Genomic DNA, 25,477 nt, shown 5'->3' on the forward strand with positions numbered 1-25,477 from the left:
GGACTTTTTCTTTGGTCAGTTATTTTTGACGATATGGAAGAATTTCTGATACTGTAACGAATTCATAGCCCTGCCCTTGTAAATAAGCAAGCACGGCATCAAGTCCATCTGCAGTTGATTGATGAATATCATGCATTAAGACGATGGCATTATTGTGTAGATTATTTTTGATATTAGGTAGTAACTGTTGAGCATTGCGATGCTTCCAGTCCAATGTATCGATCGTCCATAAGACTACAGGAATTGGAATTTGAGCGTTAATAGTTTCGTTTGTTGCTCCATATGGTGGTCTAAATACAGTTGGAGCTTGATTAATTGCTTTCTCTATCTCCGCAACGGTTGATGTGTATTGCTGCAGTGATTGCTCTTGTGACAGTTTCGTTAATACAGGATGGTTCCATGTATGATTACCTATTTCATGTCCACGTGCAAGTACGTCTCTAGCAATATCAGGGTAATATTGTACACGACTACCAAGCATAAAGAAGGTAGCTTTTGCATGATATTTATCGAGAATATTTAAAATTTGTTCTGTAACCTTTGGATGTGGGCCATCATCAAAAGTTAAGGCAATACGCTTTGTATTTGGGTCACCTGTATTAGTTGGCTTCGTCGGCTTTTCCATGGCAATTTGAAAATCAGAGGCTAACAACGGATTAATAAGTGAAAGGGGAAGCTTCACAATTGGTGGACCAGCTGCTCCACTAGCAATCTCATACTCATCAAAATAGAATTGTAACGAATCATCAACGATAGCAAAGCGATTGAAGTTAGACCACTTCGGTTCAGTTGACGTTATTAGCTCATCCTTTAACTGAAGGTTTTTCTGTAAGTCATTACGTACATGAGTAGCTAATGCCGATAAGTTGTTGTCGTCGTTATTCAACAAAGTTTCAATGGAAATTAATTCACCAGTTTCATTATTAATGAAGAATGTTTTTGTTGAAACCTCGGGATTGGCTCCACCTGTATACAACGTTTTTGTTAGCACAAAGGAATAGTAGTGCTTCTGGTATGGGAAAGTTTCCAAACTAATATTAAGCTCACCCATTGCCTCTTTATCTTTATTTTCTTTCATAGATGACAGATAGTTTTCTTTTGAATCCTTTATGTACTGTAATACAGCATCGTTAAAAGCTTTGTTATCTGTTTCCGGATAGTGAATAGCAAAAGGTGTTCGTTCATCATTAGAAACATCGCTTACAATACGAATACCTGGAAACGCAGAGCTTTCTGTGGATAGTTTGCTCGTTATTGAATCTGAATCTGTCTCTTTTGAGGCACTGATTTTTTGAAACTTAAAGTCATCCTTTGATAGGATAATAAATAAAATAATAGTTGTTAATGTAATGATGAGGCCAATTAATAGGAAATCAATCATTGGGCCGCGTCTTTTTCTGCGTTCCGGCATTTTGATGGATACGCTCCTTCCCTTATTTATTTTTCTATACTTTCTATACAATCAGACGTGTTAGTCATTGAAAAAGTTATACGAATCTACAAAATTTTGCTTTCAATTTATAGAAAACTGATCTTCATGAATAAATAACTCATTTGCTTACACTTTTCAGCATATGAAAGCCAAAGCATTTTTGTTAAAAGTTAAAATTTTCGGTTGAGTTTTTATTTGCAGTTCGATACTATGGGCAAGGAACCTTTTGAAGGAGGTAGATAGCTATAATGGTTTTACGTGAAGTGGATAATGAATTTACGATTGACTGCTTATTGCTTGCGGGACGAATTATGATTGAAAGTGGTGCAGAAACATACCGTGTGGAGGATACAATGCTACGTATGGCACATTCTCAAAATATGCTAGATGCGCAATGTTATACCACACCTACAGGGATCATTTTTTCGTTAGGCAAGACACAGCCAACGAGAATTACATCGATTTCCAACAGGGTAACAGATTTGCAAAAAATAGCCTTGGTAAATTCAGTATCTCGGAGACTCACATCTCACATGATAACATTAGAAGACGCGTATGACGAGTTAAAGTCGATACAAAAAACAAATTATTTTTTACCAACATATATTCAAGTCATATCAGCTGCTCTTGCGAGTGGTTGTTTCCTTATAATGTTTAAGGGGGGATGGTCTGATTTCCTTTTTGCCTGCTTGGCAGGGGGGTTAGGCTTCCTAGTGCTTTTAATGATAAATGACTTAACAAAAGTGAAATTTTTCTCAGAATTTACGGCTTCATTAGTAGTAGGATCGATTGCTGTCTTTGCAGTGAAATATGGGCATGGTACGGAAATAGATAAAATTGTTATTAGCTCCGTTATGCCACTAGTGCCAGGTATTTTGATCACGAATGCAGTTCGGGATTTAATGGCAGGTCATTTTATGTCGGGGATGGCAAAGGGCGCAGAGGCCTTTTTAACAGCTTTTGCAATCGGTGCAGCTATTGCCGTCACTTTATCGTTTTAGGAGGCAGGCGACATGGACTATATCATACAATTGATTGTTAGCTTTTTTGCGACTGCTGGTATCGCAATTATTTTTAATGTACCTAGAAAAACCTTAATTTATTGTGGTTTTGTTGGGGTAGTAGGCTGGATGATTTATTTCGTCCTAACAGAACAAGGCCTGGATATTGTGAATGCCTCATTTTTTAGCGCATTTGTAATTGCTATTGTTGCACATTTGTATGCTCGACGCTTTAAAATGCCGATGATTATCTTTATTGTTGGCGGTATTATCCCGTTAGTTCCGGGAGGCATGGCTTATAATGCAATGAGAAATGTTGTTGAGGATGATTATATACAAGGGCTACAGTATGGATTAAAGGCATTTTTAATTACAGGTGCAATCGTTATGGGGCTTGTGTTTGCAGAGGTGCTTATACAGCTTATTTTCCGTTCTGTCCGTACTAGTAAGGCGACATTCCAAAAGGTTTACAAGAAATAAGGCGGCTGGGACAAAACTGATTAAAATCTTAAAAAGCGCGAGAAATCAATTTTAGAAACGTTGATTTCTCGCGCTTTTCTGATGTGAATTTTTTTAAGGCGAAAGTGATGGTTAGAAGGCAGAGCGACGAATAGAACAGTCAAAGTCGTGGATAGAACAGCGAAAGCGACGGATAGAACAGCCAAAGTCGTGGATAGAAACGTCAAAGTGCCGGATAGAAAGCAGGGCGACGGATAGAAAGTCAAAGTGACGGATAGAAAGCAGGGCGACGGATAGAACAGTCAAAGTGACGGATAGAAAGCAGGGCGACGGATAGAACAGTCAAAGTGACGGATAGAAAGCAGGGCGACGGATAGAACAGTCAAAGTGACGGATAGTAAGCAGGGCGACGGATAGAACAGTCAAAGTGGCGGATAGAAAAGCGAAAGCGACGGATAGAACAGTCAAAGCGATGGATAGAAAGCAGAGCGACTGATAGAATGATCAAAGTGACGGATAGAACAGCGAAAGCGACGGATAGAACAGTCAAAGTGACGGATAGAACAGCGAAAGCGACGGATGGAAAGATCAAAGTGATGGATAGAAAGCAGAGTGACGGATAGAAAGCAAAGCGACTGATATAAAAGCGAAAGCGACGGATAGAACAGTCAAAGTCGTGGATAAAACGCCTCAAAGCAAAAGATAGAATAAATATGAAAAAGGAGGCTACGTTCTTAAACGTAACCTCTTTCTTTTAAACTATCTAACTATTTAACAAGTAATACTTCAATTTCTTCAGCAGGAATTGGTTTACTAATATAGTAACCTTGAATCGCATCACAGCCATAAGAAATCAAAAGATCTGCTTGTTCAGCCGTTTCGACACCTTCTGCGACAACTTTAAGTTCCATAGATTTTCCGAGTTGCACCATGCCGTTCATGAGCTTTTGGGTCTTCTCAGATTTTAATAAAGAACTTGTAAATGTTTTATCGATTTTTAATGTATCTATTGGTAAAATTTGCATATATCTAAATGAGCCATACCCGGTACCGAAATCATCTAGTATAAAGGAGATGCCTTCATTTTCAAGTTTACGCATTTGCTTGGTAATGAAGGTAGCAGCCTCTGCTTCTAGGGCAAATTTCTCTGTAATTTCGATTTGAATAAGACTTGCAGGACAGCCAGTTTTCGCTAACGTTTCAAGAATGGACTGTGCCATGTTTTTATCACGGAATTCGCGTACAGATGAGTTAATGGATACTTTTAAATCAAGACCAGCTTTTTTCCAGGTTAGTACCTGTTCACAAGCCTTTTCTAACATAAAGGAACCAATATTATTAATAAGACCCGTTTCCTCAGCAATTGGAATGAGCTCATCTGGTGAGACAACGCCTATTACTTCATCTTCCCAACGAACTAATGCTTCTACAGCTGTGATTTTACGTGAATAAACATCAATCTGCGGCTGATAGAGGACTTTTAGATTTTTTTGGTCAAGAGCTTGAAGTAAACGTTTTTCAATTAAAGCTTTTCGATTTAATGCCTTATGTGTTGCTTTTGATAGGGAGACGATTTTATCGCCACCTGCTTCACGAACAGTTGTAATAGTAGCAATTGATGCCTTCATTAGTTGGGAGAATGTAGTTTGATCCTCAGGGTATCGTGTAATTCCACCACTAATAGAAATAGGGACAGCAACACTACTGTTATAAATTGGATGCTGTTGTAAGTAAGACAAGAAGCCTTGGATAAACCATTCACTTAAAGGTGTAATCACGACAAAATCATTTTCGTTAATACGTGCCATTGTGCTATCTTGGAAATACATTTTTATACGATTTGTGAATTCCACTATAAGGCCTTGATCGATTTGCTGATCATGTAACTCTTTTAATGTATAAAATTTATCTATACTTAAGTAGACGAAAGAAAAGTGTCTTTCTTCCTCAATCATGCTGGAAATCACTTTTTCAAGACGATGTGCATTCATGAGACCTGTTTCTGTATCGATATAAGCGATTTTTTCAAGCTGATGTTGTATTGTCTTTGACTTCGTGATATCTTTTTCGATTAAAATAAATTGTTGCTCATTTGTTTCAAGATTGAATGTAGGGATAGCTGTTAGAAGTACCCAATAAGACTGGCCTGTTTTTGTAATCTTTTCAACTTCGCCTTGCCACGTATGGCCACTGTTTAAATTACGCCAGATAGTATTTGTGATTTTTTCACTTACTTCATTGTCAGGGAACAGCTGCCAAAACGTTTTACCGATAACGCGTTTTGGTGTCCATTGACTCGTTTTTAGAAATTCAGCATTACATTCTAAAATAAATCCATCATGATCAAGTGTTACTGTCATAAATGTCGAGTCTAATCCTTGTTTTAAATCTACGAGAGTGCTGCTATTTGAAACAGAATTAATCATTAATTCTGGTAGCATAAACATCATAAGAATGAAACGCTCTCCTTGTTCAGTAAATGGTTTAGCTAGTAGTGCTGTCGTAATTTCTTCATTTGTATATGTGTTCATTTGAATTTGATCTATATACGTGCTTTCATCATTTTGTAAAATTGTTTGAAACGTTTCTAATGAAAGATGTCGTAGTAGATTTTCTTGAATGAATGAAGCAGTATGTCCTTGAATATCAATAGTTGAAAAACCAAATAGTTGTTCAGCAAGTTTTCCCAAAATTATAGCTTGTCCATCTTGATTCATGACAATTGTAGGAAAAGGAAGTGAATTTAAATAATGTTCATCAATCGTAAATGATTTATGCATATGACTCATGATTATTCGATCTCCTTGGGTAATCTATATATACTATTATTATAGTTAATTATCGGGAATTAGTCATTATGAATATATTTGTAAATATTTGATGATGAGAAAAATTAGGACTTTTCTAGTGAAATGCAAGAAAAGATTTGAAGAAAAATAACATTTTTTAGTACGTATATAGGAAACAGGAATTATATGGAACGGTTAAAAGAAATAATATTTATCGTCTTTGGTGCGATGTTATGGGGAGCAATTGGGCAACTGGACCTTTAATGGAGTGGTTACTCAATCATACGCCATTGACAGTTTCCTTTATGTTAACAATTCGTTTATCGATTGCAGGTATTATATTACTTACATATTTATCTTCATTCAGTGGATGTCCTAACACCCACTGAAATATAGGAACTCAGTCTAAGAACGCCACGTCCTGTGGCAACGACTGAGTGACCAACATCACGTTGGCCTAAAGCCTCCGGACGCAATTACGCCAAGGCGAAATTGATTGTTAACTGGAAAAGATATTTTCGACATTTGGTAGCAAAAACTATGGAGTAGACAGCTTATTATATTCGGAATAGCAGGGATGTTGGGCGTACAATTTGCTTTCGTGGCGGCGATCAACGAAAGTAATGCTGTATTTGCTACTTTATTACAGTTTTTAGCACCGATAATTTGTTGTTGCTTTTGTCTCTCTTAGTTTAAAGAAATGGCCACCAAAATATCAAGTATTAGGGATTATTGGTACACTTACAGGTTTTTTCCCCGTACTAAAGAATGATTCATTTGACGCTTTATTAGTTAGTAACAAAGCCTTATTGTGGGGAGTAGCTGTTGGTCTCACGTTTGCTTTCTACATATTGTATCCTGTACGTTTGATGAAAGAATGGAGTGTACTACTTGTTGTAGGCGGGGAATGCTTATAGGAGGATTTACATCTAGCGTGAAATACCTTACAGCAGTTGAGACTAGTATCCTTTCCAGTATTGAACCATTAACAGCGATGGGTATTTCGGTTATCGTGCTTGGTACATCGTTAGAGTTTTGGCAATTAGTTGGTGTGTTCGTCATGCTTGTTTGTGTAACATGGCTTTCGATAGTTGGAGAAAAAGCATAAAAATACTATCTGTACAGGAGTTCTATACTATGTTTGAATTTTATGGAATTTCTTTATTAGGACAAGGGGGAAGAGTGTGAAAGAAATTTTTTCCTATGTAAAGCCTTATAAATGGACTGCATTTATTGCGTTATGTTTAATGCTGTTGGAATTGTTTGTTGAGCTTGCTCAGCCACTTATAATGGCTAAAATTATAGATGATGGAGTGCGAGCTCAAAACCAAGGGATGATTTTGCAATGGGGTGCTGTCTTACTAGCATTATCCTTCGTTGCCTTTATAGCTGGTGTCGTTAATTCATATTTTTCATCGCATACAGCACAGAGCTTTTCCTATGATTTACGAAATGCATTGTTTGAAAAAATACAATCCTTTACATTAGCTACTTATCAAAAGTTCTCAACGGCTTCCCTGATTACAAGGTTAACGAATGATGTGACACAAGTACAGACGGTGCTGTTTATGAGTTTGCGTATTATGCTTCGTGCACCACTTGCTGTTATTGGTAGCATTGTCATGGCCTTTGTTGTGAATGCAAAGCTAGCGTTGTTTTTAGTTATTGGCGCACCGATTATTTTCATTTTTCTTATTTTTATGGTGGCAAAAGGTGTGTCTTATTTTGGACGTGTGCAAAAGAGAGTAGATCGTTTGAATCGTGTGCTACAAGAAAATTTACAGGCAATCCGATTAGTAAAGGCTTATTTACGTGGAGCTTATGAAGCATCTCGTTTTGATGAAGTGGCCTCACGCTTAAAAATAGATACTGTAAAGGCTCTACGCATAATGGAGTATATTATGCCTGTACTGTTATTCATCATGAATATGAGTTTACTCGCAGTACTATGGTTTGGGACGAAGCAAATAGCTTCAGGTGCAACACCACTTGGAGATATTGTTGCAATTGTCAATTATGCAATGCGTATGACAGGCTCGTTTTCGATGTTTGCCTTTATTATTATTTTTTATGCCCGTGCAAAGGCTTCAGCAGAGCGTATGGCAGAAGTACTTTCTATTGAAAACGAGACTGAGCTTATGTCGTCTTCAGAGAAAACATCGAATGGCAAGAACTTTGGAGAATTAGCTTTTGATCATGTGAGCTTTACTTATCCTGGGGGAGACTCACCTGTACTATCCGATGTAAGCTTTCAAGTGAAATCTGGTGAAAAGCTAGCCATTATGGGGGCAACGGGTGCAGGGAAATCTACGTTGTTACAGCTTATTCCTCGTTTCTATGATGTCACGGAAGGCAAAATAGTAGTAGAAGGGAAAGACGCGCAACAGTGGGATTTACAAGAATTGCGTGAAGTTATTGGCTATGTCCCGCAACAATCCTTATTATTTACAGGAAGCATTGCTGATAATGTACGTTGGGGTGATACAGAGGCTGAAATGGATGCAGTGCTACAGTCTACAATGCAAGCGCAAATCCATGCTTCTGTGGAGGATTTTCCGAACGGTTACGAGACTAGAGTCGGCCAGAAGGGTGTCAATCTTTCTGGTGGTCAAAAACAAAGATTATCGATTGCAAGAGCGTTATTAAGAAAAGGGCATCTATTAATGCTCGATGATAGTACAAGTGCGCTTGATGTGAAAACGGAGCAAGCATTATGGGAGGCATTGAGTGAAGAACAAGCAACCATGCTAGTGGTCACTCAAAAAATTCGGACAGCTAAAGGTGCAGATCGAATCTTACTCATTGATGCCGGAAAAGTGGTCGCATATGGGACACATGAAGAGCTTTTGCAAACTTCAATGCTCTATAAAAAAATCGCAATCTCCCAACAGGAGGTGGAGGAATGATGGGGTTTTTCCAAAAACCTTTTGGTTATGAGCCGATTTTGACGAAAGAGGATGTGAAGCAGACTGTTAAGAAAAAGAAGGGTCCTCGTGCGACAGATTGGAAAAGTACACTGTTACGTTTATGGAAAATTGTTGATGAACAACGTGCACTTTTAATTATTGTACTGTTACTTGTCCTGGTGAGCTCAATTTTGGCTCTTCTTGGGCCATATTTAATCGGTAAAATGATTGATATGTACGTGATGCATGGAGAGCTTACAGGACTAGGTAAGGGAATTATGCTGTTAATCGGCATTTATGCTCTATTAGCCATATCATTATTTTTACAAAACTATTGGATGATCGGTATTGCTCAGCAAACCATTTATAGATTACGAACGAGTGTATTTGCCTATTTCCAAAGACTGCCGATAGCCTTTTTTGATCGTCGTCAGCATGGAGAATTAATGAGTCGGATGACGAATGATATTGAAGCAGTGAGCTCAACATTAAATAGCTCCTTTATTCAAGTGTTTTCTAGTGTATTAACGCTTACGGGAACAGTGATCATCATGCTAAGTTTAAGTCCTTTACTAACGGTATTAACGATGACGATTATACCAATCATGTTTTGGGCAATGCGTTGGATCACACGGAGAACAGCACCATTATTTAAAGAGCAGCAAGCGGCCATAGGAGCTCTTAATGGCATGATTGAAGAAACAATTTCGGGCCAGCGAATTGTGAAGGCTTTCTCACAAGAGGAACGAATGAAAGAGGAGTTTCGCGAAAAAAGTGTACGATTAAAAAGAACTGGCTTCTGGGCACAGACATACTCTGGATATATTCCAAAGGTCATGAACTTTTTAAACAATATGAGCTTTACAATTGTGGCTGGTATTGGCGGTATACTTGCTCTTTATGGTCATGTGTCAATCGGAGTAATTGTTATTTTTACAGAATACGCAAGACAATTTACACGACCATTAAATGATTTGGCCAATCAATTTAATACGGTGCTGTCAGCGATTGCTGGTGCTGAACGCGTATTTGCATTACTGGATGAACAACCAGAAAAGGAAGCAACTTCAGCGCACAAGCATAAACTATTAGGACAGGTGAGCTTTCAACATGTGTACTTTAAATATGAGCAAGAAGAGGAAGCATATACTTTAAAGGACGTTAATTTTAAAGTAGAGCCTGGACAAACGGTAGCTCTTGTTGGAGCAACTGGAGCAGGAAAAACAACCATCTTACAGCTTATTGCAAGATTTTATGAGGTATCAAAGGGTGAGGTTTTATTTGATGGTGTGAACGTTCAGCAAATAGAACGACAAGCATTGCGTTCACAAATGGCCTTTGTGTTACAGGATCCGTTTTTATTTGAAGCGTCTGTACGAGAAAATATCCGTTATGGTCGATTAGATGCTAGTGATGAAGAGATAGAAGAAGCGGCAAAGCGTGCAAATGCACATGACTTTATCATGAAGCTAAAGGATGGCTATGACACAGTACTCGCGGCAGATGGTAGTGAAATTTCACAAGGTCAAAAGCAGTTGCTGTCAATTGCACGAGCATTGATTGCCGACCCGAAAATTTTGTTGTTGGATGAGGCGACAAGCAGCATTGATACTGTTACGGAGCTTGCGATTCAAGAGGCTCTTGACATGTTAATGCAGGGACGCACAAGCTTTGTGATTGCTCACCGCTTAAATACAGTGCACAATGCCGATATTGTGCTTGTTATGCACAAGGGTGAGTTAGTCGAAGCGGGACCTCAACAAAAGTTAATTGAATCTGGTGGCATTTATGCGCAGATGTTACAATCTTCATCCCATCATCTTGATGAGTAATTGTAGAAATGTAGGGATTTTACCACCAAAGAGGCTTATAACCATAACGTAGGGTTGATTTTCGCTACGGGTTACTCGCTTTCCTGCAGGCGAGAGACGAGCTGCTATTGATCAAATGGCATCTCTAACTTTTGGTGATGTGCCAAGATAGTTGGTATCGATTTTAATTAAAGGTGATTCTCAATAAATACTCGAACATTGGCAAAAGTTGATTTTGATAGTATTAAAATTCATGCTATCGTATTAATGACGGCTAAAAAACAAGGATATTTATTTAAAGGATACCCTTGTTTTTTGTTGATTTTAAAAGAAGATTACTGTGTGAAAAAAGCAATTTCATTATCGTTGTTATTCTTTTAGTCTTTGCTCAATGATTATGGAGCAGTCCCTTTGTTATATGGGACAGGAAATAGGTGACTGGTCAGCCAAGACCCGGAGTTTGTGTTAACTATATAAAATGACACTTTCAAATATGCTTCCAAAATTATAAATGTAATTTATTAGTATAAATGGTATAATTGATTATGAAATAAAGTAATCTATTGACGATAAATTAAGGTGTAAATCTAATTATATGTATCTATAGCTTCTAGTTAGTTTTAGTCATTTTAGAGATCGAGGGTAGTAAAAATCCATTTATGTTATCTCTTACTCAAGTGATTTGCTGATTATTAGAAGTTACAATTATATTTTGTTGCCAGCTTATTTTCTTTCTTGCTACAATAGGGCAATAGTCTGGTACAAGAACGGAGTAAACAATGGAGATTTCAGTGATTACAGTGTCCTTCCCGTTAGATGGGGAAACCTTAAATGAATTAAAATTATTATGTGAAGAAGCAACTTTAAACGATTACCGTGTATATGAAACGATTATGAATATACCAATGGCAAGCTCCTTTGACTCAAAAGGTTTTATGGTGCTTGCGTATGACGATGACAAGGATGTATTAGTCGGTGCAGCAAGTGCAATTGATTTAATGGGGTTGCATACATATGAATGGTCGCTAGTAGTTACACCGTTATATCGTCAAAAGGGAATTGGAACCGCTTTAGTCGGGGGGCTACAAGTGGGACTAGACGAACGAGGTGCAGAAGGTCAATTGGCAGTAGTCATTGATGGATCACCTTTTGGACATACATTTATTGAAAAAAGAGGCTATACATATAGCTTCTCAGAGGCGACGCTAGAAACAAGAGCGGAGCAAGTCGAATTACGAAATGAAATTGAGATTTCTCCATATGCTGGGGAGCAGGCAGAGTTAATGACTATTTATAGTGAGGCATTTGGAGATTTACCAGAAGAATCCAAGGAGCTAATTGCCTTTAACACGTCAGCGAATGGACGAAAGCTTTGGATAGCACGTAAAGACGGTGAAGTAGTCGGTACTGTAACGACAGTTGAAGAAAATGAAGTTCAATGGGTGACGGCACTTGCTGTTCTTCCGACTTGTGAAGGACAAGGTATCGGTACAGCTTTACTGACATTTTCAAAGGATTTTGCAAGTAAAAATGGTGCGAAATATGTCATGCTTGATGTAGAAATCGAAAATAGTAAGGCGCTTTCTGTTTATGAGAAGGCCGGCTTTATGAAGGCTCAGCAAATAGACTACTTCGTGAAAAACTAAAAACAGGGTGAGGAGTGATGTGTTGTGCATCGCTCCTCACTTTTTTTGTGTCCACGATGAAGTCCAAACCATGAAAACAGTAAAAGAGCTAGTAATGTGCAAGGGTGACCTGTGATAAGCAGGTGGGAAATTTCCGGTTTAAGATAGACGAACTACATAAAAGGATGGGTAAGTCCTTTCTTTCAGAGGTAATTCCAAGGGAACATCACTCGCACCGATCTCAAAAAATAAAGTTGAAAATAATTATCATAATGATCCAAAGAAGCAGTTATCAAAATATGCTCAAAAGCAAGCAAAGATTGATTTGCATCTTTTTCCAGAAGGTTTTATTCTTAATAATCATAATCATTAAGATAAAAGGATGTCCGATAAAAGGATGTATTTTTTATGGAATAATTTTATAAAAAGAGTTGAAAAATGGTTCTTGGTGATCCGACTGTTGCAAGTAATATAGAAGTGGTACCATTACTAACTCTGGGGGTCATGTCATTACACAGAATCTAAATAGTGCTAATAGTTTTCAACAATACTCGTTGAAAATCAATCAAATCGAGTGCAAATTTTAAACTCATTGATTTCAAATTCACTTTTATCAAATTATTCTAGAAAAGCAACAAAAGTTGATTTTTATTCTTTTGTAAAATGCTATATAATCGGTCATTGCAAGAGATGAACAGTAAAAAAAAGACTTAAAAGAGTAAAAATATGTTTAAAGGCGTTCAATATGAGGTATAGGTTAAGTGTAAAAAGTAAACAATCTTGTATTTGTGGTAATAGGATTGATGTTTCTAAGTATTTCTTGTTCATCTAATGCTAAATCGCAAGTTTATCAAAGTAAGAGGAAAAAATTATTTGGAAGTATGTTGAGCCTAATTCAGAAGGGATACCAGAGTTTAAGGACTTAGAAAAAATCCACAAACGGGAGATGTATCTTATTTAGGGATAATAATCTTAGGTTATTACCGTATCAGTATTTGATCTGATACGTAAATATAAAAAATACAAACAATGGAATGGTGAAAATCAACCGATGAAAGAGAGGTCCTTTTTTGCTTAAAAATTGGGATAATATTGAAAAAATAAATAAAATAGGGAATATATTTTTGGAAAGTATATTGACCCTGACTCGGAAGAGGTACCAGAGTCTGAGGACTTAGAAAAAAATCCGCAACGGAAGAAGCATCATATTTAAAGATAATAATTTTAGGTGTGTTATTTACCGTATCAGCACTTTAGTTGATACGTAAATATAAAAAATAATAATGAAAGGAGAATTTACCTACGAAGAAAAAAACAATACAAGTTGCAGCAATTGCCACGGTACTAAGTGGGATGGCCATTTCGCCACTATTTACTTTAGCAAATGGCAAAGGTGATGTTTTTGAATCGAAGGGAGCAGTGGAATTTATTCCGAATACAGATCCACAAGGTCCGGTAGATCCAACTGATCCAGACCCAATAAATCCAGTGAATCCAATTGATCCAGATCCAAGGAATCCAGTGAACCCAATTGATCCAGATCCAAGGAATCCAGTGAATCCAATTGATCCAGATCCAAGGAATCCAGTGAATTCAACTGATCCAGATCCAGGGAATCTAGTAAAACCAGTAGATTCGATAAATTCGCAAGGTCCGAATATTGGAACTGGCGGCAGTCCCTTAAGCTTGGACTATGTGTCAAACCTTGATTTTGGTATTAGTGAAATTGCTAATACGAAGAAAGGTGTGACGTACTATGCCAATGCACAGGAACTACATACTAGTGAGGGAAGTAAATATGTTCCGAACTATGTTCAAATTTCAGATTATCGTGGAACAAATTCGGGGTGGACGTTGACGATTAAACAAGAGGGGCAATTTTCTAATGCCAGCGCACAGCATAAGGAATTAACAGGTTCGCAAATCCAATTTGTTGACCCAATTGTTAAAGGTAAATCAGACGCGTCACCACCAATATATGCTGAGGTAATTACGTTAGATCCGAATGGAGCGGAGTCGCTTGTAATGGCCGCGAAGCCGCTAGCGGGGGCTGGACTTTGGGTGGAAAGTTGGGGAGCAGTTGAGGAGATGACTGGTGATTTAGGTCAGAAAATTCAAAAAATAAAAGCGATCTCCTTTACTATTCCGGGAGAAACGCAAACAGATACTGTTACATACAGTACAAAATTAACTTGGAAGTTATCAGATATTCCGAGTAACTAAAAATAGTAAAGGCGGTAAAACGTATGAAGAAAATCGATTTGAAAATGTTAGGTATTACAGCTATGGTAACAGGCTGCGTACTCGCAGGAAGCACATCTGCCTTTGCAGCAGAACCTAAATTTTATGATTCTAATGCAGTTATTAAATTCAAAGCTAATGAAGATGGGACAACAGATCCAGAAAAACCAGTTGATCCAACAGATCCAGGGAAAGAAGTAGATCCGGTAGATCCAACAAAACCAGGTGAAAAGCCAGATCCAGGAACAAAGGGTCCATTAAGTATTGACTTTGCATCTAGTTTGATCTTTGGTGAGCAAGATATTACATCTGTAGAAAAAACTTACACTGTAAAACCACAAAAGTTTAACAATCGCAACCCTGAAGATGGTCCAAACTATGTCCAAGTGACAGATAACCGTGGAACACATAAAGGTTGGACATTAACGCTAACGCAAATGGGTCAATTTAAGACCGAAGCTGGTCAAGAGTTAAAAGGAGCTGCAATTAGTTTTGACAATGGTCATGTAGTAACAACTGTTGAAGAAGGAGCACTTCACCCAATTGGACCCGAAAAATTTACTTTGCAAATTGCCGAAGATGGAACTGGCGTAGCTCAAAATATAATGGTTGCTGGTGATGGAAAAGGTGCAGGTACTTACCTTCATGTATATGGTGATAACAGCAAAGCTGCAGAAAGTATCACACTGACTGTACCTGGTAAAACAACAAAATATGCTGCCAACTATTCTACAAAATTAAAATGGACATTATCAGACGTACCAGTTGGTAATGAAGGTGATGAATAAGTAAAGATTAGTGATGAGACACTGTAGTTTTCTACAGTGTCTCATCTAAGCAATTAAGTAATGAGGAAGGTTGAAATTATGAGAAAAAATATGCTGTTGACTTTAGTTGGAATAGTAATGGTAGGCCTAGTATGGTTTGCACCATTCGCTTCTGCATCTGAATTTAATTTTGGTGTACATACTGTTATTCCGGAAAATCAAATTGATAAAGAAAAAACTTATTTTAATTTGAAAATGGAACCCAATCAAAAGCAAACATTAACGATCCGTTTAAGAAACGATACACCAGAAGATGTCGTGATTGAGCCTAAAATTCATTCAGCTACAACAAATCTCAATGGTGTTGTAGAGTATGGTCCCACAAAAGCTGAACGTGATTCTTCATTATTGTATGAGCTAGGTGATTTAATAAAAACAGATAAGGAGATTACAGTTCCGGCTAATGGGAGTAAAGAGTTACATTTAAATGTAACGATGCCAGAGGAGCAATTCGATGGAATTTTAGCAGGCGGTATTACGTTAGAAGAGAAGGAATCGGCATCAAAAAAAGAAGAAACCAATAAAGGTTTAAGTATTGAAAATAAATATGCTTATGTAGTAGGCATTACGCTACAAGAGACGGATGAAATAGTTGAGCAGGATTTACAATTACATGAAGTTGAGGCTGGGCAATTGAATGCACGTAATGTTATAAATGCTACACTTCAAAATCCTACGGCTACGTATTTAAATCGTTTTGAAGTGGATGCGGAAGTGACGGAAAAAGGAAAAACAGAAGTACTCTATCAATCTAAAAAACAAGATATGCAAGTGGCACCAAATTCAAGTTTTGAATACCCGATTCCGTTAGATGGTGAAAAATTTAAATCGGGAGAATATACGCTACATATGAAAGCTAAGTCTAGCAAAGAATCATGGGAGTTTGAGAAGGATTTTACCATTAAAGCGGAAGAAGTAAAGCAATTTAACGCAACAGATGTATCCATTGAAGGTCCGAATTATCTAGCGTATTTGGTAGGATTGCTAATTCTTCTAGTAGCAGGATTACTATTCTATATAGTTTATAGCAAAAAGAAGCAGAAGAAACAACAAGAAGAAATGAATAATTAATGGATCAAACATACGCCTTTGTTCTGGAAGTAGCTGTACCGGTTACTTTGCTAACTTTTCGTTTTGGGAAAATCACGTACCAATTTATGTTTCTGAGATGTAGGATGGAGGCATGTATCAGTTAACGCTGATTTCAACAAACTTTTTATAGCGATTGGTTTTTTAACAAGTGAATCAATAAAAATTCAGGTGAATCACTTGTTAAAAATTAAAAAGAAAAAGTTAATTTGAAGAAATGGGAAGATAAGCAAAGTGATCAGTATGCGATTAGTTTCATTTTTTCGTTATTATTTTTGCACGATTGTGGGAAATGATGGAGTGATGCTGCTTAATATGTAAGAAAGTTGGTGAAAAGAAAAATGAGAAAAATAGGAATATCGATATTGGTTCTTCTTCTAGTCTTTTCCGATTTAAATGTATTTGTAGCAGGAACAATTGCAGATGATCCTACAGAGCCGGAAATTGAATGTGAGGAACAGCTAGAGTCCGATGATGAGGAAAATATAGCTACTGAATGTAAGGAACCAGAGACTGAAAATAGCGAAGATTCAACAACAGAAGTAGAGGAACAGCCAGAGATTGAAAATGGAGAAGCGCCAACAACTGAAGGTGAGGAACAACCAGAGACTGAAAATGGAGAAGCGCCAACAACTGAAGGTGAGGAACAGCCAGAGTCTGAAAGTGGTGAAGATCTTACAATTGAAGGTGAGCCAGAGCCAGAGACTGAAAATGGTGAAAATCTTGCTAATGCATGTGAGAGTCAGACCGAGTCTGAAAGTGAAGAAAATCTGGCAACTGAAGGAAAGGAACAGTTAGAATCTAAAGGAGAAAATTTAGCAATTGACTGTGAGGAAGAGGAAGAGCTGTATAGTGAAGAAAATTTGGGTATTGACTGTGAAGAAGAGTTTTACTTTGAAGAAGAACTAGTAACTGAAGAAGAGGAACAGCTAGGATCTAACAGTGAAGAAGAATCAGTAATTGAAGGTGAGGAACCAGAAGAATTAGATAGTGAAGAAAATTCAGCACCTAAATGTAAAAAAAATTCTCCAAAATCTTCCCCTTTTGGACCATTTGTAAGTGATGTTGGTCCAATCGGCGAGATTGATCTTTCAAAGTTGGATGATGATCCTAATGAATTAGAAGGATTTACACAAATGAAAACAAATAAGGGGGTTGAATTTCCAGTAAGAGATAAAAGTGGCAGAACTGAGTACCTGTATTTCGGGAATCTTAGCAATACGCGGTCAGTTAACTCATTGGAAGATGAGGAGGCTTATAAAGACTTTGGTGATGACTGGTCCCGTCCGTTGCCAAAAATGGATACAACACTTGCCAGTTTAGTGGATGGAAAACAGTATATACAGGCAGAAAATTTTACAATAGCGACAGCTCTAGATATAGGCCCAACTGAGTCCAATGGTATCGTAACATATTATTATGAAAATGGGATAGCTTCCAGTCCAGAGTGGATGGGTAATGGACTTGTGATTGCTCATGGGAATAGTGAGGACGATACAGCACAGTTTCTATCTGGACACATGCCAATACTAAAACTATTTAAAAACGAAGAGACACATGAATTGATTGCTTATGCAGCTGTAATTAGTTACCAACAAAGATATGGATATATAGTAGATGGATATGTGAAAATTAAAATGCAGCCGGTGAGTGATATTAAAGGGCGTATTAATGTAAGTATGAAATATTGGAAATTAAACAGTACATGGCCCGTTACAAATTTTGCTTATTCGGTTCATATGGATATTGGCAAGCGGCACAAAGAAAGTAGGGTATTTTCGTTAGGAAATGATGAAGGGTTTTACTTTTATGAGAAGGGAATGAGAGATGGTACAAGTTATGCTCTTACTTTCTTCCGTGATGGTTTTGCGAATCCACCAGCTAAATTTAAAGGAATTGATACTGACCCGAATGCAAGACCATTCACTCTATTCGGTTATCATCAAAGTCCATATTATGATAAATTAAATTCGCCGGGTTTTCCTGAAAAGGACATTGACGCAAATACTATGTATGACTTTAAGACACACCCAGGTTGGGCATTAAGATGGGAACCTAAAGTTCAAGAGTATGGCGATGTTATAGAAGCGAATCTTGAGGTGGCCGTTACTGACAGGCCGGATGCTGCGCCAGTCTTGCAATTAGACAATGATGGTGAATATACAAATAATGGTTATCGTATTACAGGAACATGGAAAGATAAAGACAGTGATACTGTCAGTCTTTATTATATGTTAGATAGTGGTGAGCCTAAGAAAGTCGGAGTTTATAAAAATGAAAATCTAAATACAGATGCTCCGTGGGAACTCATAATTCAGAGTGATGAATGGAAAAAGGGATTAGATCACGAGATTTCTGTATATGTGACGGACGAACAGGATCTGGAATCTAATATCGAAACGATAAAACTCCGCCCAGAATTAACCATTACAGAACAAGTATTTGATGAAGGTGGTAAAGAGGCAGAGGAAGTCGCACCAGAAGAAACGTTAAGCTATAGTATTTTAGTAAAAACTGGGTATATTACGTATGATACAGGTAAATATGATCAAGTTAACATTACCCAAAAATATGATCCACATTTAGAACAACCAACAGATCTTAAAGTAATAGATGAAGACGGAAATGAAGTTGGTACAGCCATATACAATGAATCTGCAAGTATAATTGAAGCAAGTCTGAATGCTGATGCTGACTTGCCACGTTCTAAGGAAATATACGTTACGTATAAGGCTACAGTGAAAGAAGATGCTGTAACGGAAGAAGAGATTGTAGGTCAGGCAACAGTATCTGGAACATATAGTACTAAAGATGAATTCAAAGGGACATCAAATGAAGTGAGAACTATAATTGCTGCCGTGTTGAAGTTCGATTCGGTACCTAAAGTTATCGATTTTGGAGAAAACCTAGTGATTTCATCAAGAACTAAAAAGTATCATCCAATCGAGATCGATGTGCCTTTAGCTGTAAAAGATACTCGTAAATCTTCGTCGCCAACGCCAAAATCTTGGAGGGTGATGGCTAAGCTTAAAGAGCCATTAACTGTGAAAGGTACAGATATTAAATTGAATGGTTTATTTTACCATTACGGTAGGGAGGATTTATATCTTACTGAAGATACCTCAGCAGAGATCTATACAAGGAAAACAACAGACGGCAAAAAAGTTAATATTTCTAGTACATGGAGTGATGATGGGGACGGGCTTTATCTAGAAGTACCAGCTGGAACCGCTAGGGCGGACGCCTATGAAGGAACGATCACGTGGATGCTTCAGGATGTACCACCGAATCAATGAATCAAGTACTAAGCACAAGGTTTATAAAGTATTACCATTATGGAGATGTATCTTTATTTGATACATCTTTTTTTCTATAGGCGTGTTGATTAGGAAAAAATAGGTTTATTATTGAGTGATAAAAGGAATTTTTTTGTCACTGTTTTGCCGGTATATTTCCATTTTAACTGATTGTAGCGTAGGGCTACTCGAGTGCTCCTGTCACTTCGCTTTCGTCGCAGAGCAAAGCTTCCCGCGGGAAAGCGAGTAGCCTGTAGCGGAAATCAGCCTCTTCGAATGTATAAAAATGGTTAATCAACACACCTGTTTTTTCTATTTTAAATAAGTGAAAAGACAAAGGATCCCACAGAAAAGCTGATAGGTCAGTTTCTCTGTGGGATTTTGTATATGTTGATGAATAATCTAGGGTAAAGATTGATTTTAATAGTTTAATAAAGTTTGAACTTCTAAATAAAGGGTATCTATTTTATGAATACCCATTTATTGAGAAATAGAAAGAAAGGTGATTGCTAAATGAAAAAAGCCAGTTTACTGTTAATTATCATATTTTTAGTCTTTTCTCAATTATCTATAAGTTATCAAGCTGTTTATGCGATAAGTAATAGTGAAAGCAAGATTGATTATTCCATCACGAAAGAGGATCTATTAACTTTGGATAATAGCGATGAAGGTATAGTGCAACCGAATGATCATGCTAACAATAATAGTAAAGAAGATAATGAACCGTCGATGAATATGGAGGATGAAAACACTTCTTTGGATTCTGATGAGATGGTTAATGCACCACCTAGTAATAGTGATGATGATTTTATCATTGAAGATTACGGTGATCGTGTTTCCATCATAGGATGGCAAGGAGGAATATCAAAGGATATTGATATTCCTGGTGAAATCAATGGTAAACCAGTTGTAGAAATAAGAAACCGAGCATTTTCTGACTTACAGCTCTCAAACGTAACGATTCCGTCAAGTGTGACAAAGATAGGAAACGAGGTGTTTTCTAATAATCAATTAGAAAGTTTGAAAATACCTTCAGGGGTGGAAACGATAGGAAGTCATGCATTTTCAAACAATCAATTAAAAAGTATAGAGATACCCCCAAAAGTGACAACGATAGGAAGCCATGCATTTTCAAAAAATCAATTGAAAAAAATAAAAATACCCTCAAACTTGAAAACAATAGAAACAGGTGTATTTTCTTATAATAAATTAGAAAGTGTAGAAATACCTTCAAGTGTGACAACGATAGGAAGTTATGCATTTTTAACTAATCAATTAGAAAGTGTGGAAATACCCTCAAGTGTGGCAATGATAGGACGCTCTGCGTTTTCAAACAATCAATTAAAAAGTATAGAAATACCCTCAAGTGTGACAACGATAGAAGCGGGTGTATTTTCTTATAATCAATTAAAAAGTATAGAAATACCTTCAAGCGTGACAACGATAGGAGAATCTGCATTTACAAAAAATCAATTAACAAGTGTAAAAATACCTTCAAGCGTAACGACGATAGGAATGTCTGCATTTTTAGCTAATCAATTAGAAAGTATAGAAATACCCTCAAGTGTGACAACGATAGAAGCGAATGTATTTTCAGGCAATCAATTAACAAATGTAGAAATACCTACAAGTGTGACAACAATAGGAAACCAAGCTTTTTCGCATAATCAATTAACAAGTATAGAGATACCCCCAAGCGTGACAACAATAGGAGAGCGTGCATTTGCTTCTAATCAATTAGATTTTGTAATCTTTGATGGAGCAAATGAATTCCATTGGACTTACCCAACTCCTTTTGATTTCCAATCTAAGAGTGGGAAAACCTTTTTGGGGTGGTTTGAAGATGAAGACTATACGATAGATTGGAATAATTCTATAACGAAACCAATGACTATTTATGCTAAGTGGGCATTGACTTTCATTGTCAAGTTTGATGCCAATGGAGGCAGTAAAGTTCCATCGCAATCAGTAGAGCCTGGTGAATTCATAAAAGCACCATTCACTCCGGTAAAAGAAGGGTACACATTTGGAGGTTGGTATAAAGACAAAGGACTAACAGAAGCATGGAATTTCGATCAAGATGTAGTGAAAAAAGATATCACGCTATACGCCAAATGGTCGAAAGCAAGCTACATCGTTACTTTTGATGCCAACGGAGGAAGCGAAGTTTCATCGCAAACCGTGGAATATAACGAATTAGTAAAAGCCCCAATTACTCCAAAGAAGGAAGGCTATACATTTGGAGGGTGGCATAAAGATAAAGAATTGACAGTAGCATGGGAATTTGTAAAAGACGTAGTGACCCAAAATGTTACGTTGTATGCGAAATGGACAAAGGATCATACGTCTGGCGGAGGATCTGGCGGCTCAGGAGGCTCTGATGGAGGTTCGTCAAACTATAAAATTACCTTTGACTCCAATGGTGGAAGTGAAGTGCCATCACAAACAGTCGGCTATAACGACCTCGTGAAAGCCCCAACTACTCCAGTGAAAGACGGCTATCATTTTGATGGCTGGTATAAGGAAACGGCGCTTAACAATGCATGGGACTTTGCGAAAGATAAAGTAACCGCAGACATCACGTTGTATGCGAAATGGACAAAGGACTATATGGTTACTTTTGATTCAAATGGAGGCAGTGAAATTCCGTCGCAAACAGTGCCATACAAAGCTTTAGTGAAAGCTCCTTCTGATCCAAAGAAGGAAGGCTACTTGTTTATCGGCTGGTATAAAAATAAAGAATTCACAAAAGCATGGGATTTTGCAAAAGATGTCGTTACAGAGGACTTAACATTATATGCACGATGGATGAAGGAAAGCCATGGTTGTGACATTACTTTCAAGGATGTTGATCAAAACTGGGCACAAGATATGATTAAAGAAGTTGCCGAGCGATGCATTATTATAGGTTATCCAGACGGCACTTTCCGACCAAATGATATGATTCAACGACAACACGTAGTACTTATGATTGATCGTGCATTACAACCAGCATCAATTCGAGACGCTGTAGCCTTTTCAGATGTACCTAAAAGCCATGTAAATTATGAACAAATTACACGACTACAACGAGCGGGTATCGTGGATGGTTCAAATGGAGCATTTCGACCAAACGCTTCTATAACACGTGCCGAAATGGCAAAAGTAATCGTGCTTGCATTTGGTTTAACGCCAGAAGGCAATAGTACATTCAAGGATGTCGATCCATCCCACTGGGCGAGTGAATATATTGCCGCTTTAGCAGACCATAACATTGCACTAGGTGATGAAAATGGTCATTTTAGACCAAATGAAAACTTAACACGCGCAGAATTTACGGCGATTATGTATCGAGCACTTGGTTTATAAAACGAGGCTTTGAGAAAGAGAGATGTATCGTATGTTTGATACATCTCTCTTTCTGTTTTTAGATAAGTGTAAAGAAAATAGGGTATACACTAATTATTGGGAAATAAAGATGTGATTCCCAGGTGTAATTGTGTAAGCTATGATTGGGAAACCTTTTTATCATAAATTTGTAACTATCTTCATATAGTATTAGTAAGCCTATGAAAGGAGTCGTTATCATGCGCATGCCGGCACTACCTAAAAAGAAGTCTCCTCCAAGGGAAGCACCAAGGTCATGGTGGAAAGTTGTGAAAACGTATTTATCCAGAGGGAGGTTTTACCGTTTACCGCCTCGGAATTGATAAATGGGTGTTAAATATTCAATAAAAAGTCGCCATCATAGCGACTTTTTTTGTTACATCTGTTCATTTTCTAATAGAAATGTATTTTTTGTTGGACCAATTAAATACAGCTCATGCATGGCTCGAGTGAGTGCCACATACAGTAGCTTTCGATCAACCTTTGTATCGTAGAAAGGTGTATCGAAGGCGGCTACGATCACAGCATCAAATTCAAGGCCTTTAGCTAAATGACTCGGAACAACGAGTAACAAATCCTGATTAATAGATTCGTTTTCAGTTAAAAGCTGAGAAGCAATTTTTTTGTCTTTTAATGCTTGTTGCATTGTTTTCGCCTCTGCAGTCGTTTTACAAATTAAAGCAATGGAATGATGTCCATTGGCTCGAATGGCATCAAAAATTTCTCTAATTTGCTGGGCATCAAAAGATTGTGCTTGTATAAATGTTGGCATATTACCATGCCGAACCACAGGCTCAACTAATGGAAGCTGTTCATCCATTTGTGCTAAAACCTTGTTCGCAACTTCCATAATTTCAATTGTTGTTCGATAGCTCTTTTGAAGTGTTCTAAAGCTTGCTCTAGGAAATAGATTTTGGACAGGTTCCCAGGCAGTAAGGGAACGATAGCTATGAATCCCTTGCGCTAAATCACCGACCATCGTAAACATATCTGTTTCAAGCCCGGTCTTTAAAGCAGCAAGCTGAAATAAACTATAGTCCTGTACTTCATCGATAAAAACGACGCGCATTTTCCATTCATCAGGAATGCCCTTTAGTCGAGCTTGTAAATAATAAAGGGCAGCTAAATCTTCAAGCACCCATTGCTCTTTTGCATGTGCCTGTATAAATTGCTGTTGCTCAAGATAATGCCATTCTGGAGCAAGCTCTGCTAAAAGCTCAGCATTTGTTAGAAGCGTACGATAGAGAGTCTTAATGTTATATTTAGAAAAGCGACGCATATAAACAGATGCTGTTGATTTAGTCTCTTTTTCAATAGCAGGAATACGTTCATCACGTTCATCGATAAACTTAGTGACAACGCGACGACGTTTGTCATCATCACGAATACCATTTAATGCCTTGCCTAGTGCATCATCATATTTTTTATGTAGCGTATTTAAAATAGCCTGTTTCTTTTGACGGACATGGCTTGCTAGCACTTTTTTAATATGAGCGAGTCGTTTTTCAATCGGCATATAAGAAAAATTCATATAAAAATAGCTTCTTTAAATGGGAGGCACGCATAATGCAATATTTTTCAATGAAAACATCCTCAAATTGGTTGGCGATGTCCTGCTCGATCTTTTGAACGTATCGTTCTATTACATCACGGTAATAAAGAGAGCCCTTCATTTCGGATATCCAGGAAGTTGACTGTTGGGGTCCTCCTGCAACAAGAGATTCTAACTGCTCATTAGGGTTTTGAAGCTTCAGCTTTAGCTTTGTCGCTGCTAGAACATAATCAGAAAAAGTTGTTTGGCAAATTTTATCGACACCAAGCTCTGGTAAAACATCACCAATATAATCAATAAATAACTTATTCGGTGCTAAAATCATGAGCTGCTCAGGGTTAAAATGTTCGCCCATTGTGTAGAGGAAGTAAGATATTCGGTGTAAGGCAATTGTTGTTTTTCCACTACCTGCAGCACCCTGTACGATAATTGGCTGACGAAGATGTGCTCGAATAATTTCGTTTTGCTCCTTTTGGATGGTGGAGACGATCTCTGTCAAACGCACATCTGCTTTTCCAGCTAACGCTTCTTGCAGTAATTCATCGTTTGTTGTTAAATCAATATCCCGTATATCGAGCAATTCACCATTTTCTATTTTATATTGTCGCTTGGCAAATAAGTGTCCCTTGTGAACTTCTCCACGAACATCATATTCCATATCCCCAAGACGACCGTCATAATAGACGTTTGCTACCGGTGAACGCCAATCGACTATAATAGGCTCGTTGGTTTCTCGATGAAACAAAGAGGTTTTGCCGATATAAAGAAATTCTTCAGGATCCCCAGTCTTTTGAAAATGAATTCGGGCAAAGTATGGCTTTTTTTGAACAGCTTCTAAGCCTTCCTTTTGATTTCGAGCCATTTCAAAAAATCGAGCATTTGCTAAGATATTTAAATAGCTTAAACTTGAATCTAAATAATCAAGATCTGCCATCGACTGACGAATATTTTCCTGAGCAGATTGCAGATTTCTTTGCGACTCATTTAAAATTTGCTGCATGTAATTTTGGGTGTAAGCTAGCCGTTCCACTTCAGCCTGAAAATCTGGATGTTGTGCAGTCATTTTTTAGCACCTCCTAAGTA

The 25,477-nt window shown here is 37.6% G+C and carries 12 protein-coding genes and 2 pseudogenes; 11 read left to right on the top strand and 3 right to left on the bottom strand.

What is annotated here, in order from left to right:
- Positions 1-19: 19 nt before the first annotated feature.
- The gene (locus FJQ98_RS02215) at positions 20-1,411 is read right to left on the bottom strand and encodes a polysaccharide deacetylase family protein (protein WP_053594055.1); all 1,392 of its coding nucleotides are present in this window, start codon (positions 1,409-1,411) and stop codon (positions 20-22) included.
- Between the two features lie 269 nt (positions 1,412-1,680).
- Here FJQ98_RS02215 and FJQ98_RS02220 point away from each other — a divergent pair, with 269 nt between their 5' ends.
- A complete protein-coding gene (locus tag FJQ98_RS02220) occupies positions 1,681-2,433 on the top strand; it encodes a threonine/serine exporter family protein (RefSeq protein WP_053594054.1) in 753 nt (250 codons plus the stop codon).
- Positions 2,434-2,445: 12 nt separating this feature from the next.
- The gene (locus FJQ98_RS02225; RefSeq protein ID WP_053594053.1) at positions 2,446-2,913 is read left to right on the top strand and encodes a threonine/serine exporter family protein; all 468 of its coding nucleotides are present in this window, start codon (positions 2,446-2,448) and stop codon (positions 2,911-2,913) included.
- Between the two features lie 746 nt (positions 2,914-3,659).
- On the opposite strand, the gene FJQ98_RS02230 is transcribed toward FJQ98_RS02225, so the two are convergent.
- Complete coding sequence (locus FJQ98_RS02230) at positions 3,660-5,681, bottom strand: GGDEF domain-containing phosphodiesterase (protein ID WP_053594052.1); 2,022 nt, start codon at positions 5,679-5,681, stop codon at positions 3,660-3,662.
- Between the two features lie 186 nt (positions 5,682-5,867).
- Between FJQ98_RS02230 and FJQ98_RS02235 the strand changes: the two are divergent.
- From FJQ98_RS02235 to FJQ98_RS02275, 9 genes and pseudogenes are all read left to right on the top strand, one after another.
- Positions 5,868-6,789 (top strand): annotated as a pseudogene (locus FJQ98_RS02235) (DMT family transporter).
- Between the two features lie 76 nt (positions 6,790-6,865).
- Positions 6,866-8,587, top strand: coding sequence for an ABC transporter ATP-binding protein (locus FJQ98_RS02240; protein WP_053594051.1), 1,722 nt, complete (start codon positions 6,866-6,868; stop codon positions 8,585-8,587).
- Entirely contained in the window at positions 8,587-10,419 is a 1,833-nt protein-coding gene (locus FJQ98_RS02245) for an ABC transporter ATP-binding protein (protein WP_053594083.1), read from the top strand. The genes FJQ98_RS02240 and FJQ98_RS02245 overlap by 1 nt, the downstream gene beginning before the upstream one ends.
- A 758-nt stretch (positions 10,420-11,177) precedes the next feature.
- On the top strand, positions 11,178-12,044 hold the full coding sequence (locus FJQ98_RS02250) for a GNAT family N-acetyltransferase (protein ID WP_053594050.1): 867 nt from the start codon (positions 11,178-11,180) through the stop codon (positions 12,042-12,044).
- A 1,332-nt stretch (positions 12,045-13,376) separates the two neighbouring features.
- Complete coding sequence (locus FJQ98_RS02255; protein WP_053594049.1) at positions 13,377-14,246, top strand: WxL domain-containing protein; 870 nt, start codon at positions 13,377-13,379, stop codon at positions 14,244-14,246.
- A gap of 23 nt (positions 14,247-14,269) precedes the next feature.
- The gene (locus FJQ98_RS02260; RefSeq protein ID WP_053594048.1) at positions 14,270-15,052 is read left to right on the top strand and encodes a WxL domain-containing protein; all 783 of its coding nucleotides are present in this window, start codon (positions 14,270-14,272) and stop codon (positions 15,050-15,052) included.
- A gap of 78 nt (positions 15,053-15,130) precedes the next feature.
- Positions 15,131-16,162, top strand: coding sequence for a WxLIP family cell surface protein (locus tag FJQ98_RS02265; RefSeq protein WP_053594047.1), 1,032 nt, complete (start codon positions 15,131-15,133; stop codon positions 16,160-16,162).
- Between the two features lie 359 nt (positions 16,163-16,521).
- Complete coding sequence (locus tag FJQ98_RS02270; protein ID WP_143114688.1) at positions 16,522-19,476, top strand: hypothetical protein; 2,955 nt, start codon at positions 16,522-16,524, stop codon at positions 19,474-19,476.
- A gap of 513 nt (positions 19,477-19,989) precedes the next feature.
- The gene (locus FJQ98_RS02275) at positions 19,990-22,824 is read left to right on the top strand and encodes an InlB B-repeat-containing protein (protein WP_053594045.1); all 2,835 of its coding nucleotides are present in this window, start codon (positions 19,990-19,992) and stop codon (positions 22,822-22,824) included.
- 394 nt (positions 22,825-23,218) lie between these two features.
- Here the strand turns inward: FJQ98_RS02275 and helD are convergent.
- Positions 23,219-25,457, bottom strand: a pseudogene (gene helD / locus FJQ98_RS02280) (RNA polymerase recycling motor HelD).
- Between the last annotated feature and the right edge of the window lie 20 nt (positions 25,458-25,477).

This window comes from Lysinibacillus agricola (genome assembly GCF_016638705.1).
Classification (GTDB): Bacteria; Bacillota; Bacilli; order Bacillales_A; family Planococcaceae; genus Lysinibacillus; species Lysinibacillus agricola.